The sequence below is a fragment of the Nocardiopsis lambiniae genome (assembly GCF_031845465.1).
GTDB lineage: Bacteria > Actinomycetota > Actinomycetes > Streptosporangiales > Streptosporangiaceae > Nocardiopsis > Nocardiopsis lambiniae.
This window is the reverse complement of record NZ_JAVREP010000006.1, coordinates 300,605-315,481: the sequence shown is the minus strand read 5'-3', so window position 1 is coordinate 315,481 and position 14,877 is coordinate 300,605. Positions and strand designations below refer to the sequence as shown.

Genomic DNA, 14,877 nt, shown 5'->3' with positions numbered 1-14,877 from the left:
GCCGACCGGGGCGTGCCGCCGGGGCGACCGTCCACAGGGGCCGAGCGGGAAACGGGGATGTGGGCCACAATCGGCACATGAGCTTTCCTCGCCAACAGGCCCGTACCCAACGCTTCACCATCGGCGTCCCGCGCTCCTTCGAGGTGTCCCCGGACGGTCGGCGTGTCGCCTTCCTGAGAGGGCGCGACGGCATCGACACCGCCACGTGCCTGTGGGTGCACGAGGTGGAGGGGGGCGCCGAACGCGTGGTCGCCGACCCGCGCGCGCTCGGCGCCGACGACGAGAACCTGCCGCCCGAGGAGCGGGCGCGCCGGGAGCGGCTGCGCGAGAGCGGCGGCGGCATCGTGTCCTACACGGTGGACCGGGCGTTCACCCGGGCCGTGTTCACCCTGTCCGGTCGACTGTTCTACGTCGACCTGGTGGGCGATCACGTCGAGCCGCGCGAACTGCCCGCCACCGCGCCGGTGGTCGACCCGCGGATCAGCCCGGCCGGCGACCGGGTCGCCTACGTCAGCGGTGGGGCGCTGCGGGTCATCGACATCGCCGACGCCGAGCCCGACCACGGCGACCGGGTGCTCGTCTCCCCCGACGGGGAGAACGTCACCTGGGGTCTGGCGGACTTCGTCGCCGCCGAGGAGATGGGCCGCTACCGCGGTTTCTGGTGGGCCCCCGACGGCTCGGCGCTGCTGGCCGCCCGGGTCGACGAGTCCCCGGTGACCCGTTGGTACGTGGACGACCCGGCCGCCCCGGAACAGGAGCCCACGACGCTGCGCTACCCGGCGGCCGGCACCGACAACTCCGAGGTGCGGCTGGCCGTCCTGACGGTCGCCTCCTCGGGGGACTTCGCGCGAGCGGGCGCCCCCGACCCGGTGTGGGTCGAGTGGGACCGGGAGGCGCTGCCGTACCTGGCGACGGCCGGGTGGACCGGTGGGCCGGACGGCTCGCCGACGGTGATCTTCACGGCCCAGAGCCGTGACCAGCGGACCCTCACCCTGTTCGGCGCGGACCCGGTGACCGGCCTCGCCATGGAGACGCGGACCGAGACCGACGACGTGTGGGTCGAGCTGATGCCGGGCGTACCCGCCCACACCGACAAGGGCGAACTCGTGTGGATCGGCCGTGAGGGCGGCACCGGTGAGCGTCGGGTGTTCGTGGGCGACCGCGCGATCGGCCCCGCCGACGTGTACGTGCGCGGCGTGGTGGACGTGGACGGCGACCGCGTCCTGTACTCCGGTTCGCCCGCCGGGGATCCCGGTGACATCTCGCTCTGGCTGGCCGACCTCGGCACCGGGCTGACCGCCCCGATCGAACTGCCCGGGCACGGCTGCTCCAAGTCCGCCGACGCGGGTGCGCACAGCGGGCTGCGGTCGGGTCGGCTGCGCGGCGACACCCTGGTCGCACAGCACCGGTCGATGGACTTCCCCGGGGTGCGCACCCTGGTGCTGCGCAACGCGAGCACCGAGACCCGGCGCACGCACGCGGACATCGAGAGCTTCGCCGAGACACCGGAGCTGCCCGAGCCGCGCGTGGAGTTCTGGCGGGCGGGCGAGCGGGGCATCCCGTGCGCGCTGGTGCTGCCGTCCTGGTACCGGGAGGACCTGCGCCCCCTGCCGGTCCTCATGGCGCCCTACGGCGGCCCGCACGCCCAGCGGGTGCTCAACGCGCGGGGCGCGTTCCTGAGCGCCCAGTGGTACGCGGAGCAGGGGTTCGCGGTGCTCATCGCCGACGGCCGGGGCACCCCGGGCATCGGTGTGGAGTGGGAGCAGGAGATCCACCTGGACCTGGCCACGGGGGTGTTGGAGGACCAGGTGACCGCGCTGCGGGACGCGGCGGAGCGCTTCGGCTTCCTGGACACCTCACGGGTGGGCGTCCACGGGTGGTCGTTCGGCGGCTACCTGTCGGCACTGGCGGTGCTGCGCCGCCCGGACGTGTTCCACGCGGCGGTGGCGGGCGCGCCGGTGGTCGACTGGCGGCTGTACGACACCCACTACACCGAGCGGTACCTGGGCCTGCCGCAGGACGACCCGGGGGTGTACGAGCGCAGTTCGCTGCTGGAGGACGCGGCCAAGCTGGAGCGGCCACTGATGCTGATCCACGGCCTGTCCGACGACAACGTGGTGTTCGCGCACACCCAGCGGATGTCCTCGGCGCTGCTGGCGGCGGGGCGCGGTCACACGGTGCTGCCGCTGTCGGGGGTGACCCACTCCCCGTCGGACCCGACGGTGGCGGAGAACCTGATGCTGCTCCAGGTGGAGTTCCTCAAGGACGCCCTGCGCGGCGAGGGGTGACCGGCCCGGTGCCGCGCCCTCCGCGGGCGCGGCATCGGGATCACCGCCGGGTCGTGTTCGGTGGACGCCCTCACCGGTTCGGCGGTCGCGTCGGACGGTGTCAGCGGTCTCCGGGCGATCTCTCGCACGACGACCGGCGCGGGTCGGTCCGGTGCCGGCCGTCCGTGTGCGGGAGGCGGGAAGCGGACCGGCGGTCGCGAACCGGAGGGATCCGCCGAACACGGTTCAGGGCGAGCCCTCCTCACGCGAGGCGGCGATCTCGGACTCGTCGGGCACCGGGACCTCCACCGGGCCGTCGAAGTCGATGAACGCGATCCGCTCGTACTCGGCGTCCTCCTCCCATTCACCGAAGCGGGTGTAGGACTGGAAGTGCTGCGGGTACCCGGTCTCGTCCACCCACAGGTCGAAGGTCCCGTCGAAGACCCCGGCGTTCAGTGTGACGGGGACGGTGCCCGTGTAGTGGTGACCGGTCCGACCGGCCAGGTCATAGGTGTCCAGGAACTCCTGGGGGTAGTCCTCGTAGGGGGTCGGCGTCCTCCCCTGGTAGGTGACGGCGTCGGCGTCGCCGAGCAGTTCCCGGAGCGGTTCCAGCGAGGCCGCCCAGTCCGCGCGGGGATCGCGGACGTCCTCTTCCGGGTCCGGTCGGTAGTAGTCGCCCTCGACCAGGCCGGCCAGGTTGGAGTCGATGCGGGCCAGCACGTCATCGGGCCCCTCACCGATCTGGAGGACGGTGAAGACGGCCGGGCCGGCGTACACGACCTCCTTCATCAGGGGTTCGGGCTCCTCGGTGTACCACAGGGTCAGGTCGGAGGAGTCGGAGGCCGTCTCGGCGCTCCGCCGCAGGTGATGGACGATGAAACTCGACGCGTCCTCGGCCGAGGCCACGGCCTCGCCGATCACGGCCGCCGCGTCCCGCGGGTCGCCGTCCACGGCGGGCCCTCCGGGGTCGGTCGCCTCCGGGGAGGCGGTGGCCTCCGGAGCCGTACCGGGATCCTCCACCCCGGCGTCCGGACCGACCACGAACCACGTACCGATGACGGCCGCCGCCGTTGCGACCGCGCCGGCGGCGAGGAGGGGCACCCGCGGGGAGCGTCGGATCCGGCGCGGGGCGGCCGAGGTCATCCCCCGCCACTCGGTGGCGAGCATCGCGGGGACCACACGGGTGGGGTCGGTCTCCAGGGGAGCCCCGACCCGGGTGGCGCTCCACGCCCCGGTCACCTCGGCGAGGGCCTCTGCCGCGGTCGGGCGGACCGCGGGGTCCTTGGCCAGGGCACGACGCACCGTGTACAGGATCTCGTCCGGCACACCGGTGAGGTCGGGTTCCTCGGTGCGGGTCCGGTGGATCACCGCCTCCACCGGCCCACCCGCGAAGGGGTCGCGTCCGGTGGCCGCGAACGCCACGAGGCAGCCCCACGCGAACACATCGGAGCGGTCGGTGGCCTCCACCCGGGCGTACTGTTCGGGCGCCATCCACCCGGGAGTCCCGAACAGGCCGCCGGTGCGGGTCAGCGCGGTGGCGTCGGTCGCCCGGGCGATGCCGAAGTCCAGCACCCTGGGGCCGTCGGGCGCCAGGATCACGTTTCCGGGCTTGAGGTCGCGGTGCACGATGCCCGCCGCGTGGATCGCCGTGAGGGCCTCGGCCAGGCCCGCCGCCAGGGAGATCGCCATCCCGCCGGTGAGGGGCCCGTTCTTCTTGACGTGCGCGCGCAGGGTGCCCCCCGGCACGTACTCGGCGGCCATCCACGGCGACTCGGCGTCGGTGTCGGCGCCGAGGAAACCCGCGGTGCAGGTGGCCCGGACCCGGGAGACCAGGGAGACCTCACGGGCGAACCTCGCCCGGAAGTCGGGGTCGGCCGCGTAGTGCGGGTGGACCACCTTGACCGCGGCGCAGGCCCCGGACGGGTCGATCCCGGCGTAGACGGCGCCCATTCCGCCCGCGCCGATACGACCGACCACGCGGTAGGGGCCGATGTGGTCCGGATCCGTGGCCGCGGGAGGGGACACGCCCGCCGGCAGCCGGTCGGCGGCGAAGGGGCGGGGGGAGGTCGGGTTCACCTGGGTCTTCTCTCGTCGAAACGGGGGGCGAGGGTCAGGGGACGACATAGGCGCAGCTGTTCACGGGCACGCCGTCGGTGAGGGTGGCGTCGTGGCGGCCGAGGTCCGGGTGACCCGGGTAGGGATCGTGGATCCCCGGTTCGGGAGAGCCGTGACAGAACCCCCCGGGCTGGTCCAGAGGGGCCCGACGGTCCTCGTCGAGGGCGGCCTCGGGGAGGTAGTACACGACACCCGGAGGGGAACCGAAGAAGGTCACGGGGAACTCCTCCGTGGGGTCCTCCGGGTCCAGTTCAGCGAGGACCCCCGGGCTGGTGGAGCGTCGGAGGTCGAGGTACTCGTGGTCGGGCTCGATGGCCTGGACCCAGGCGAAGTCCTGGCTGTGCAGCCGCAGGGAGCCGAAGTCCGGGAGGTACTCCACCCGGACGTCCACCCGGAGGGTGCCGCTGTGCTGGCTCGAACCGGTGAAGGTGACGCGGAGCTGCTCCACGGCCTCCCGGCCCTCGGACGCCACGAGGGAGCGCACGACGACGGGTTCGGTGTCCGAGGCGGGCTCGATGACCACGGTGCCGTTCTCGTAGAGGTCGCGATACTCCTCGGGGACCTCCGCCAGGGCGGCGGCGTCCGTCGTCGGCACGTCCCCGCCGTCGGACGGCGGCACCTCGGACGGCGGCGGGGTGTCGTCCAGGGGCAGAAGGGTCGAGCCGGCGCCCACGGCGACGGCCAGGGCCGTGGCGACCGCGGCCAGGGTGAGGACGCGGCCGTGGCGGCGCCTCCAGGGGCGGCGGGGCGGGGCCGCCCGCAGCCAGGCCTCCGGATCCGTGTCCTCCGGGAGGAACGCGCCGCCCCAGGGGGTCACGGCGACCGGCAGGGCGCCGGCCGCCTCGGCCGCCGCGGGACGCCGGCCGGGGTCCTTGTCCAACGCGTGGGCCAGGAGCGGTCGGAGCGCGTCGGGGACCCCTTCGAGGGACGGCGGCGCCGAGAGGATGCGGCCGGCGATGACGTCGGCGGTACCGACGCCGAAGGGACCCCTGCCGGTGGCGGCGAACACCACCAGGCAGGCCCAGGCGAACATGTCGGAGCGGTCGGTGGCGGACAGCCCTCGGTACTGTTCGGGCGCGATCCACCCCGGGGTGCCCACCAGGCCGCCGGTGCGGGTCAGCGCGGTCTCCTCCGCCGCGCGGGCGATCCCGAAGTCGAGGACCTTGGGTCCGTCGGGCGACAGGATGACGTTGCCGGGTTTGAGGTCGCGGTGCACCACCCCGGCCGCGTGGATCGCGGCGAGCGCCTCGGCGGTGACCCGGGCGAAGCCGGCCAGGGCGGTCCCGGTCAGGGGTCCCGCCCCCCGGACGTGGGCCTCCAGGGTGGGACCCGGCACGTACTCGGTGGCCAGCCAGGGGACGTCGGCGCGGGTGTCGGCGTCCAGGAAGCGCGGAACCCCCGGCACCCGGATGCGGCGTACCAGCTTCACCTCGCGGGCGAAGCGGATCCGGAAGTCCTCGTCGGCGGCGTACATCGGGTGGACGCGCTTGAGCGCCACCCGGCGGTCGTGGTCGTCCAGGGCCGCGTAGACCGTGCCCATACCGCCCGTACCGAGGCGGCCGACGACGCGCAGGGCGCCGACGACGCGGGGGTCGCCCGCCGTGAGAGGGGTGACCCCGGCGGGCGTGGAATCGTTCTCCCTGCGGGGAGGGGGGAGGTTCACGGGGACGCTGATCCTCGTTCGTCTTCGAGTGGGGGATGGAGGTCACCTTCCGTGACCGCCACTTACGATACCGATCGCCCCGAAAAGGTTTCCGGGGGCGTCGAAGGGCCCGGTGGGGGCCGCCGTAACCTGGGCCCATGCGTTCGTATGCGGTTCTGTCGGCCCTGCTCGTCGACCTGGTGTGCGTTCTGGTGTTCGTCGTGGTCGGCAAGAGCGACCACGGTACGGGTACCGCGGTGGGGGCGGTGCTGACGACCGCGTGGCCGTTCCTGGCCGGCGCCCTGCTCGGGTGGGCGTCCTCCCGGGCCTGGCGCTCCCCCGCCGCGTTGTGGCCGACGGGCGTGTCGGTGTGGGCGATCACCGTGGTCGGGGGCATGGTGGCGCGGCGGATCGTGGGCGAGGGGACGCCCCTGTCGTTCGTGATCGTCACCTCGCTGTTCCTCGCCGCGACGATGCTGGGGTGGCGGGCGATCGCGCTCGTCGTGGCGAAGAGGCGACAGACCGCCTCCTGATCGGCGACACTGGGAACGTTCGCGCCCACCCCCGGAGGGACACCCCCATGGCCGATCCCGTCACCATCGCACTGGCCACCGCGCTCGTCACCGGTGCCGCCGCCAAGATCTCCGAGCACGCCGGCGAAACGGTCGTCGAAGGGTTGAAGAGGTTGCAGCGGGCCGTCTTCAAACGGTTCCGCGGTGACGCCGCCGCCCAGGAGGCCTTGGACGAGGCGCGTGTCGACAGCGACGACCCCGCCGCGATCGAGGCGGTCGCCGAACACCTGGAGCGGGCCGCGGCCGAGGACCCGGAGATCGGCTCCCTCGTGCGCGAACTGCGGGGCCAGGTCTCGCAGCGGAGCGAGGGGTCGGTGAGCAATCGGATCACCGGTGGTGTGAGCGGAAACGCGCGCGTCTTCCAGGGAGGGAACGTCCAGGGGGAGATCCGCCTCTAGGCGGTACCTAAGCTGGGAGCGATGAACGAGAACCCCGACAGCACCCTTGGTGAGGACGATGAGGCGCGCGAGGTCGGTGTCGGCCCCTGGACCGGGCCCTGGCCCCAGGGCGACCACTACGACCCCGAACTGCTGGCGGTCGGCGACCGGCGCAACGTCGTCGACCGCTACCGCTACTGGCGACGGGAGGCGATCGTCGCCGACCTCGACACCGTCCGGCACCCCTTCCACGTCGCGGTGGAGAACTGGTCCCACGACTTCAACATCGGTTCGGTGGTGCGCACCGCCAACGCCTTCGGGTGCGCGGCCGTGCACATCGTGGGGCGGCGCCGGTGGAACCGGCGCGGGGCGATGGTCACCGACCGCTACCAGCACGTGCACCACCACCCGGACACCGTGTCGCTGGTGGCGTGGGCGGCCGAGCGCGATCTGCCGCTGATCGGCATCGACAACCTGCCCGGCGCGGTGCCGCTGGAGACCCATCCCCTCCCGCGCGAAGCGGTACTGGTGTTCGGTCAGGAGGGTCCGGGGCTGTCGGAGGAGGTCCGCTCCGTGTGCCGGGCGGTGCTGTCGATCGCCCAGTTCGGGTCCACCCGGTCGATCAACGCGGGAGCGGCCGCGGCGATCGCCATGCACGCCTGGGTGCGGGCGCACGTGTTCGACCAGAGGGTGCCGGAAACGGCCATGCCCCAGAAACTCTCGTGATGAATTCGTGATCTACCATGGCCGGTAAAGGCCCCCTATTGGAGAGTCAACGGATGACTTCGACTGTGACCACCACCGCCCGGTCCGCGACCATGAACGACGTGCCCGGGGTGGCGCGCGTGTTGAGCCGCGCCCTGCACGAGGACCCGCTCTTCCAGTGGCTGTTCCCCGACAACGAGCAGCGGATGGCCAAGACCAGACGATTCCTGGCCCTGACCGCCGGGTTCGGCTACGTGCCCGTCGGTGACACCCGTGTCGTCGAGGTGGCCGAGGACGACACCGCGCCGGTGATCCGCGGCGCGGCCCTGTGGGCCCCGTACACGACGAACCCCGAGGGCCGGCTGGTGTCGCTGCGGATGTGGCCGCACTGGGGGCAACTGCTCGGACGGTCCCGGGTGTCCGGTTTCATTCGGATCTTCGCGGAGTGGAAGATGGCCGCGCCACAGGAACCCCACCTGTACCTGGCCGCGTTGGGCGTCGACCCGGCGATGGCGGGCACCGGGCTGGCCGGGTCGCTGCTCACCGACGGCCTGGACCGGGCCGACTCCGAGGGGCAGCCGGTCTTCACCCAGACCCTCAACGAGAAGAACGTGGGTTTCTACGAGCGGTTCGGCTTCCAGGTGACCGGCGAGGCCGCCGCACCCGAGGTGGGGACCAGCTGGTTCCTGCGACGCGACCCGTCCTGACGCCTGCCCGGGGCCGGGCGCGCGGCCCCGCTCGTGATCTTCACGTGACCTAACATGGGGTGCCGACGGAGAGGGGCGCCACCATGACCACCACGCTCACGCGCACGGTGCGGCCCGCGACCATGGGCGACCTGCCGGGGGTGGCGCGCGTCCTGGGCCGGGCCTTCCACGAGGATCCGCTGTTCCGGTGGATGTTCCCCGACGACATGGGGCGCATCGCGCGGACGACCCGGGCGAGCGCCCTCATGGCGGGCTTCTCGTATGTCCCTCTGGGGTACTCCGCCGTCGTCGAGGCCCATGAGGACGCCGCACGCGGGCCGGTGATCCGGGGCGTGGCGCTGTGGTCGGCCCCGGACGGAAGCGCCGAGGGGGCGAAGGACACCCTGCGCGCCCTGCCGCACTGGTTGGGCCTCCTCGGACCGCGCCGATTCGCCCGGGCGATGCACTACTTCTCCGCGCTCAAGGCGCACGTCCCCCACGAACCCCACTGGTACCTGTCGATGTTGGGCGCCGATCCGGCGGTACCCGGCAGCGGTGCCGGAACGCTGTTGCTGCGCGCGGGCCTGGAACGGGCCGATACCGGCCGCGTGCCGGTGTTCCTGGAAACGATGAATCCGGCCAACCTCGGCTACTACGCGCGGTTCGGCTTCGAGGTGACCGCTACCGTGGCCGAGCCGGACACCCCGGTCACCCACCTCCTGGTCCGCCCGCCCGTCCCGGTCTGACGACCGTGCGTCGCCGTCCGCGGACGATGACCTCCCGGCGTGGATCCGTCCGCCCGGTGTCCGACGCCGCCCGGGGCCGTCCGCGGCGCGGGGGTGGACGGCGGTGAGATCGCCGGGCGGTTGCGCGGGTCGCCGAGGCGGGCACGGGAAAGGGGCCGCACCCCCGAAGGGACGCGGCCCCGGCACCTCGTGGCAGGGGTCAGCCGACGCCCTTGGCGAGAGAACCCAGCAGGTCGCGGTTGAGCTGCGAGATGGTGTCCAGCGGGATGCCCTTGGGGCAGACCGCCGCGCACTCACCGATGTTGGTGCAGCCGCCGAAGTCCTCTTCGTCGTGCTGGTTGATCATGTTGACCACGCGCGAGGCCCGCTCCGGCTGCCCCTGCGGGAGCATGCCGAGGTGGGTGACCTTGGCGGCGGTGAACAGCATGCCGGAGGCGTTCGGGCAGGCCGCCACGCAGGCGCCGCAGCCGATGCAGGTCGCGGCGTCGAACGCGCGGTCGGCGTCCGGCTTCGGGATCGGGTTGGCGTGGGCGTCCGGCGCGGTACCCGTCGGAGCGCTGATGTAGCCGCCCGCCTGAATGATCCGGTCGAAGGAGCCCCGGTCGACGACCAGGTCCTTGAGGACCGGGAACGCCTTGGCCCGCCACGGCTCCACGGTGATGGTGTCGCCGTCCTTGAAGCTGCGCATGTGCAGCTGGCAGGTGGTGGTGACCTCCGGACCGTGTGCCTCGCCGTCGATCACGACGCCACAGGCACCGCAGATGCCCTCACGGCAGTCGTGGTCGAACGCGACCGGGTCCTCGTTCTCCAGGGTGAGCTTCTCGTTGAGAACGTCGAGCATCTCCAGGAAGGACATGTCCGGGGAGACGTCCGTGAGCTTGTAGGTGACCAACCGGCCCTGGTCGTCCCGGCCCTTCTGGCGCCATACGCGCAGAGTGATGTTCACTTGTAGCTCCGCTGCTTCATCTCGACGTACTCGTACTCCAGGTCTTCCTTGCGGAGCACGGGCTTGTTGCCATCGCCACCGAACTCCCAGGCCGCGACGTAGGCGAACTCGTCGTCGTGACGCAGCGCCTCACCGTCCTCGGTCTGGCTCTCGGCGCGGAAGTGGCCACCGCAGGACTCCCGGCGGTGCAGGGCGTCGATGCACATGAGTTCGCCCAGCTCCAGGAAGTCGGCGACGCGGCCGGCCTTCTCCAGGGCCTGGTTCAGCTCGTCGTTGGTGCCGAGCACCTTGACGTCGCGCCAGAACTCCTCGCGCAGGTTGCGGATGAGCTCGATGGCCTTGGTGAGGCCCTCTTCGCTGCGCTCCATGCCGCAGTACTCCCACATGATGTTGCCGAGCTCCTTGTGGAAGGAGTCGACGGTGCGGGAGCCCTGGAGTGACAGGAACGTCTCGATCCGGGAGGTGACCTGCTCCTTGGCCGCGACGGCCTCGGGGTGCGACTCGTCGATCTTCTCGAACGGGCCGTTCGCCAGGTAGTCGTTGATGGTGTTGGGCAGGACGAAGTAACCGTCGGCCAGACCCTGCATCAGCGCGCTGGCGCCCAGGCGGTTGGCGCCGTGGTCGGAGAAGTTGGCCTCACCGGTCACGAACAGGCCCGGGATGGTGCTCTGGAGGTCGTAGTCGACCCACAGACCGCCCATGGTGTAGTGGACGGCCGGGTAGATGCGCATCGGAACCTCGTACGGGTTCTCGCCGGTGATGCGCTGGTACATGTCGAACAGGTTGCCGTACTTGGCCTCGACGGTGGACCGCCCCATGCGCTGGATCGCGTCGGCGAAGTCCAGGTACACGCCCAGGCCGCCGGGACCGACGCCACGGCCCTCGTCACAGACGTTCTTGGCGGCGCGGGAGGCGATGTCACGCGGCACCAGGTTACCGAAGGACGGGTAGATGCGCTCCAGGTAGTAGTCGCGCTTGTCCTCGGGGATCTGGCGGGGATCGCGGGTGTCGCCGTGCTGCTTGGGCACCCAGATGCGACCGTCGTTGCGGAGCGACTCGCTCATCAGGGTCAGCTTGGACTGGTAGTCGCCGCTGACCGGGATGCAGGTGGGGTGGATCTGCGTGTAGCAGGGGTTCGCGAAGAGCGCGCCCTTGCGGTGCGCCCGCCAGGTGGCGGTGACGTTGCAGCCCATCGCGTTCGTCGACAGGAAGAACACGTTGCCGTAGCCACCGGAGGCCAGCACGACGGCGTCGGCGAAGTGCGTCTCGATCTCACCGGTGATCATGTCGCGGGCGATGATGCCGCGGGCCTTGCCGTCGACCACGATGAGTTCGAGCATCTCGTGGCGGGTGTTCATCTTGACGGTGCCGGCCGCGATCTGCCGCTCCAGCGCCTGGTAGGCGCCGATGAGCAGCTGCTGGCCCGTCTGGCCGCGAGCGTAGAAGGTGCGGGAGACCTGCACACCGCCGAAGGAGCGGTTGTCGAGCAGGCCGCCGTACTCGCGGGCGAACGGGACGCCCTGGGCCACGCACTGGTCGATGATCTCGACGCTGGTCTGGGCCAGACGGTAGACGTTCGACTCGCGGGAGCGGAAGTCGCCGCCCTTGACGGTGTCGTAGAACAGCCGGTAGATGCTGTCGCCGTCGTTGCGGTAGTTCTTGGCGGCGTTGATGCCGCCCTGCGCGGCGATGGAGTGCGCGCGACGCGGGCTGTCCTGGTAGCAGAACGAGGTGACGTTGTAGCCGGCCTCGCCCAGGGTCGCGGCCGCGGAGGCACCGGCCAGGCCGGTGCCGACGATGAGCACGGAGAGCTTGCGCCGGTTCGCGGGGTTGACCAGCTTGGCCGAGAAACGGCGCTTGTCCCAGCGCTCGTTGATCGGCCCCTCCGGGGCCTTCTCGTCCCGGATCGGCTCTCCGACGACGAAGTAGTCGGTGTCAGACAATTAACTCACCAGTCCAAAGGTGACCGCCAGAGGCGGGAGCAGGAAGCCGATGGTCACGATCAGGGCGAGGGCCACGGCCACCGCGTTGATCTTGCCCTGGCGGGAGGCCTTGTTCACGCCGAGCGTGGCCATGGCACTCCAGATGCCGTGCCGCAGGTGGAAGCCCACGGCGATCACGGCCGCGACGTAGAACAGGGTCACGTACCAGAATTCGGGCTGGAACCCGTTCACGAGCCGCTCGTAGGGGCTGTCGGACTTGCCTCCGGGCGCGATGGCGTTGACGGTCAGGTGCAGGATGTGGAAGACGACGAAGAGCGCGATGAGAACGCCGCCGTACCGCATGGTGTAGGAGGCGTAGGAGCGCTGGACGCGCTTCTTCACCTGGTAGCGGTTCTGTCGGGCGCGCGCGGCACGCCTCCACAGGATCACCACCGCGTAGATGTGGATCAGGACGCTCGTCAGCAGGACGACGCGCGCGATCCACAGGAAACCCTGTTCCGGAAGGATCGGGTATCCGAGTTCGCGGAGACCGTGCGCGTAGCCGTCGAACGCGGCCTGGCCCGAGAAGACCTTCAGGTTGCCGTACATGTGCGCGATCAAATACAGCACGAGGATCGCACCGGTGACAGCCATCGCTGATTTGAGTGCCACCGTGGACCCGTAGGCCGTAGACCGCTTCTTGGTCAAGGTACTGTTCGCCACAGCCTGTCACTTTAAATTCGAGTTAAGCCCGACGTCTAAGGCATCGGGACTCTGGTCTCCATAGCCGTAGGCTATGACTCATGCAGTTTCAACAGCTCGCCTACTTCGTCGCCGTCGCCCGTACGCGCCATTTCACCCGCGCAGCCGAGCTTTCACGCGTCGCCCAGCCGAGCTTGAGCAAACAGATCCGGAGCCTTGAGAAGGAGTTGGGCGCGCCGTTATTCAGTCGTGCCCGGGGAAATATCACACTCACACCGGCCGGCGAGGCGCTGTTACCGCTGGCCCAGCGCATCCTGACGGACCTGGAGACGGCCCGACGCGAGGTGGCCGAATTGGCGGGGATCCGCCGGGGACGGGTCCGGTTGGGGGCCACCCCCTCGCTGTGCGCCGGGCTGCTGGCGGACGTGCTCGCCGACTTCCACGCGCGCCACCCCGGGATCGAGCTGAACGTCGAGGAGAGCGGGTCGCGCGACCTCGTCCGCGACCTGGGGCGGGGTGAGCTGGACCTGGCCCTGATCATCCTGCCGCTGCACAGCAGCGACCCGGACTTCTCGACCACTCCGATCCTGCGGGAGAACCTGGTGGTGGCCAGTCCGATGTCGAGGCCCTCACCCAACGGGCGGGCGTCGATCCGGATCACCGAGCTGCGGGACCGGCCGCTGGTGATGTTCCGGCGGGGGTACGACGTGCGCGAGGCGACGCTGCGGGCCTGCCGGGCGGCGGGGTTCGAGCCCCGGCTGGCGGTGGAGGGCGGCGAGATGGACGCCGTGCTGCGCTTCGTGGAGGCGGGCCTGGGTCTGGCGGTGGTGCCGAGCATGGTGCTCAAGAACCGTCCGGGCCTGCGGGGGACACCGTTGGCCCGGCCCCGGCTGCTGCGCACGGTGGCGCTGGCGCGCCGCAAGGACGTGGACCCCTCCCACTCGGCGGACGCCTTCCGGCGGCACCTCAACGAGTACCTGCTGGGGATGTCACCGGAGAAGCTGGGTCCGGACCTGGAAGTGCTCATCTCCGACCCGGACGCGGGTGGCCGCGAAAAGGACGAGGATTGACTCCCGTCACTTCCGACACTTCCTTAACGGAAGTCACGAACATCCCATAACCTCCTTTTCTTTTTGTTCTCACCACACGAGCACACAAAAAATAGAAAAAGAGTGGCGCATTTCACATCCATTTCCCCGGGGTTTCGTGGAGCCTGAGATGTGACCGTCATCACAGCCACCTAACGTGGCGTGACAGAGCGGTTCCCTTCCGGCCACGGCGGCCGGCCGGCACTCAGGAGAACGCCACGATGGGACGCGGTCACCCGCGCCCCGTCCGGGCACTCCACAGGAGGTGGAGACGACGGTGACCCCGCCCGAAGGCGCGCCCCCCGCACGCGCCCGGATACGCATCCCAGAGCGCACCCTGCGCACCGACCGCTGGTGGCTCGGCCCCCTGTTCACCACATTGGGCCTGGCCACCTTCGTCGTCTACGCGACCCTGCGCGTCTTCCAACAGGACCATTACTGGGTCCAGGCGCACCACTACCTGACCCCGTTCTACTCACCGTGTCTGGCCGCCCAGTGCGCGCCCGACGCCGCCCTGTTCGGGCGGCTGCCGGTGGAGTTCCCGCCGCTGGTCCCCTACGCCCTGCTCAGCCTGCCGTTCCTGCTGCTGTTCCGGCTGACCTGCTACTACTACCGCAAGGCCTACTACCGCTCGATCTGGCAGGCGCCCACCGCCTGCGCCGTCCGGGAGCCGCACCGGTCGTACACCGGTGAGACCCGGCCGCTGATGCTCCCCCAGAACGGGCACCGCTATTTCTTCTACGTCGCCTTCGTCATCACCCTGATCAACACGTGGGACATGTTCGTGCCCTTCCTCCACGGCACGAACGGCGGCTTCGGCGTCGGCCTGGGCAACGTCATCATGCTCCTCAACGTGCTCATGCTGTGGGGCTACACGCTCAGCTGCCATTCCTGCCGGCACATCATGGGCGGCCGTCTGCGCGCCTTCGGCCGCCACCCGGTCCGCTATCGGCTGTGGACCGGCGTCTCCCGGCTCAACGACCGGCACATGCACTTCGGCTGGGCCAGCATCGCGACCCTCATCGCCACCGACGCCTACATCGCGCTCGTGTCGAGCGGTGTCATCACCGATCCGCGCTTCTTCAACTGACCTCTGGGCACGAGGCCGA

General features: G+C 70.8%; 13 protein-coding genes. 8 read left to right on the top strand and 5 right to left on the bottom strand.

Going from position 1 to position 14,877, the window contains the following annotated elements; all coding sequences use genetic code 11:
• The first annotated feature begins 77 nt into the window (after positions 1-77).
• A complete protein-coding gene (locus RM479_RS12150; protein WP_311511812.1) occupies positions 78-2,288 on the top strand; it encodes a S9 family peptidase in 2,211 nt (736 codons plus the stop codon).
• Positions 2,289-2,513: 225 nt separating this feature from the next.
• Here the strand turns inward: RM479_RS12150 and RM479_RS12145 are convergent, their stop codons facing one another.
• Together RM479_RS12145 and RM479_RS12140 are read right to left on the bottom strand one after the other, a co-directional pair.
• Positions 2,514-4,343 (bottom strand): serine/threonine-protein kinase, encoded by a 1,830-nt coding sequence (locus RM479_RS12145; RefSeq protein ID WP_311511811.1) that lies wholly within the window; start codon positions 4,341-4,343, stop codon positions 2,514-2,516.
• Between the two features lie 34 nt (positions 4,344-4,377).
• Entirely contained in the window at positions 4,378-6,045 is a 1,668-nt protein-coding gene (locus tag RM479_RS12140; RefSeq protein WP_311511810.1) for a serine/threonine-protein kinase, read from the bottom strand.
• Between the two features lie 137 nt (positions 6,046-6,182).
• Here RM479_RS12140 and RM479_RS12135 point away from each other — a divergent pair, with 137 nt between their 5' ends.
• The 5 genes from RM479_RS12135 (at position 6,183) to RM479_RS12115 (ending at position 9,110) form a co-directional block, all read left to right on the top strand.
• Positions 6,183-6,557: a DUF3054 domain-containing protein gene (locus RM479_RS12135; protein ID WP_311511809.1), complete on the top strand. Its 375-nt coding sequence runs from the start codon at positions 6,183-6,185 to the stop codon at positions 6,555-6,557.
• Positions 6,558-6,604: 47 nt separating this feature from the next.
• Positions 6,605-6,994, top strand: a complete 390-nt coding sequence (locus RM479_RS12130; protein WP_311511808.1) for a hypothetical protein — start codon at positions 6,605-6,607, stop codon at positions 6,992-6,994.
• A gap of 21 nt (positions 6,995-7,015) precedes the next feature.
• Positions 7,016-7,699: a TrmH family RNA methyltransferase gene (locus RM479_RS12125; protein ID WP_311511807.1), complete on the top strand. Its 684-nt coding sequence runs from the start codon at positions 7,016-7,018 to the stop codon at positions 7,697-7,699.
• Between the two features lie 53 nt (positions 7,700-7,752).
• Entirely contained in the window at positions 7,753-8,385 is a 633-nt protein-coding gene (locus tag RM479_RS12120) for a GNAT family N-acetyltransferase (protein WP_311511806.1), read from the top strand.
• Between the two features lie 83 nt (positions 8,386-8,468).
• Positions 8,469-9,110, top strand: a complete 642-nt coding sequence (locus tag RM479_RS12115; protein WP_311511805.1) for a GNAT family N-acetyltransferase — start codon at positions 8,469-8,471, stop codon at positions 9,108-9,110.
• A gap of 199 nt (positions 9,111-9,309) precedes the next feature.
• Here RM479_RS12115 and RM479_RS12110 read toward each other — a convergent pair whose 3' ends face one another.
• From RM479_RS12110 to RM479_RS12100, 3 genes are read right to left on the bottom strand one after another with little or no spacing between them, the layout of a single operon-like run.
• Positions 9,310-10,056: a succinate dehydrogenase/fumarate reductase iron-sulfur subunit gene (locus RM479_RS12110; RefSeq protein ID WP_274808759.1), complete on the bottom strand. Its 747-nt coding sequence runs from the start codon at positions 10,054-10,056 to the stop codon at positions 9,310-9,312.
• Complete coding sequence (locus RM479_RS12105; protein WP_311511804.1) at positions 10,053-11,999, bottom strand: fumarate reductase/succinate dehydrogenase flavoprotein subunit; 1,947 nt, start codon at positions 11,997-11,999, stop codon at positions 10,053-10,055. The genes RM479_RS12110 and RM479_RS12105 overlap by 4 nt, the downstream gene beginning before the upstream one ends.
• Entirely contained in the window at positions 12,000-12,650 is a 651-nt protein-coding gene (locus tag RM479_RS12100; RefSeq protein ID WP_311511843.1) for a succinate dehydrogenase cytochrome b subunit, read from the bottom strand.
• 131 nt (positions 12,651-12,781) lie between these two features.
• On the opposite strand from RM479_RS12100, the gene RM479_RS12095 reads away from it, so the two are divergent.
• On the top strand, positions 12,782-13,750 hold the full coding sequence (locus tag RM479_RS12095; RefSeq protein WP_311511803.1) for a LysR family transcriptional regulator: 969 nt from the start codon (positions 12,782-12,784) through the stop codon (positions 13,748-13,750).
• Positions 13,751-14,033: 283 nt separating this feature from the next.
• Entirely contained in the window at positions 14,034-14,858 is an 825-nt protein-coding gene (locus tag RM479_RS12090; RefSeq protein ID WP_311511802.1) for a hypothetical protein, read from the top strand.
• Positions 14,859-14,877: the final 19 nt, after the last annotated feature.

Coding starts and splice junctions, on each gene's coding strand:
- RM479_RS12150 (WP_311511812.1), top strand. CDS start 78: ATGAGCTTTCCTCGCCAACAGGCCCGTACCCAACGCTTCACCATCGGC.
- RM479_RS12135 (WP_311511809.1), top strand. CDS start 6,183: ATGCGTTCGTATGCGGTTCTGTCGGCCCTGCTCGTCGACCTGGTGTGC.
- RM479_RS12130 (WP_311511808.1), top strand. CDS start 6,605: ATGGCCGATCCCGTCACCATCGCACTGGCCACCGCGCTCGTCACCGGT.
- RM479_RS12125 (WP_311511807.1), top strand. CDS start 7,016: ATGAACGAGAACCCCGACAGCACCCTTGGTGAGGACGATGAGGCGCGC.
- RM479_RS12120 (WP_311511806.1), top strand. CDS start 7,753: ATGACTTCGACTGTGACCACCACCGCCCGGTCCGCGACCATGAACGAC.
- RM479_RS12115 (WP_311511805.1), top strand. CDS start 8,469: ATGACCACCACGCTCACGCGCACGGTGCGGCCCGCGACCATGGGCGAC.
- RM479_RS12095 (WP_311511803.1), top strand. CDS start 12,782: ATGCAGTTTCAACAGCTCGCCTACTTCGTCGCCGTCGCCCGTACGCGC.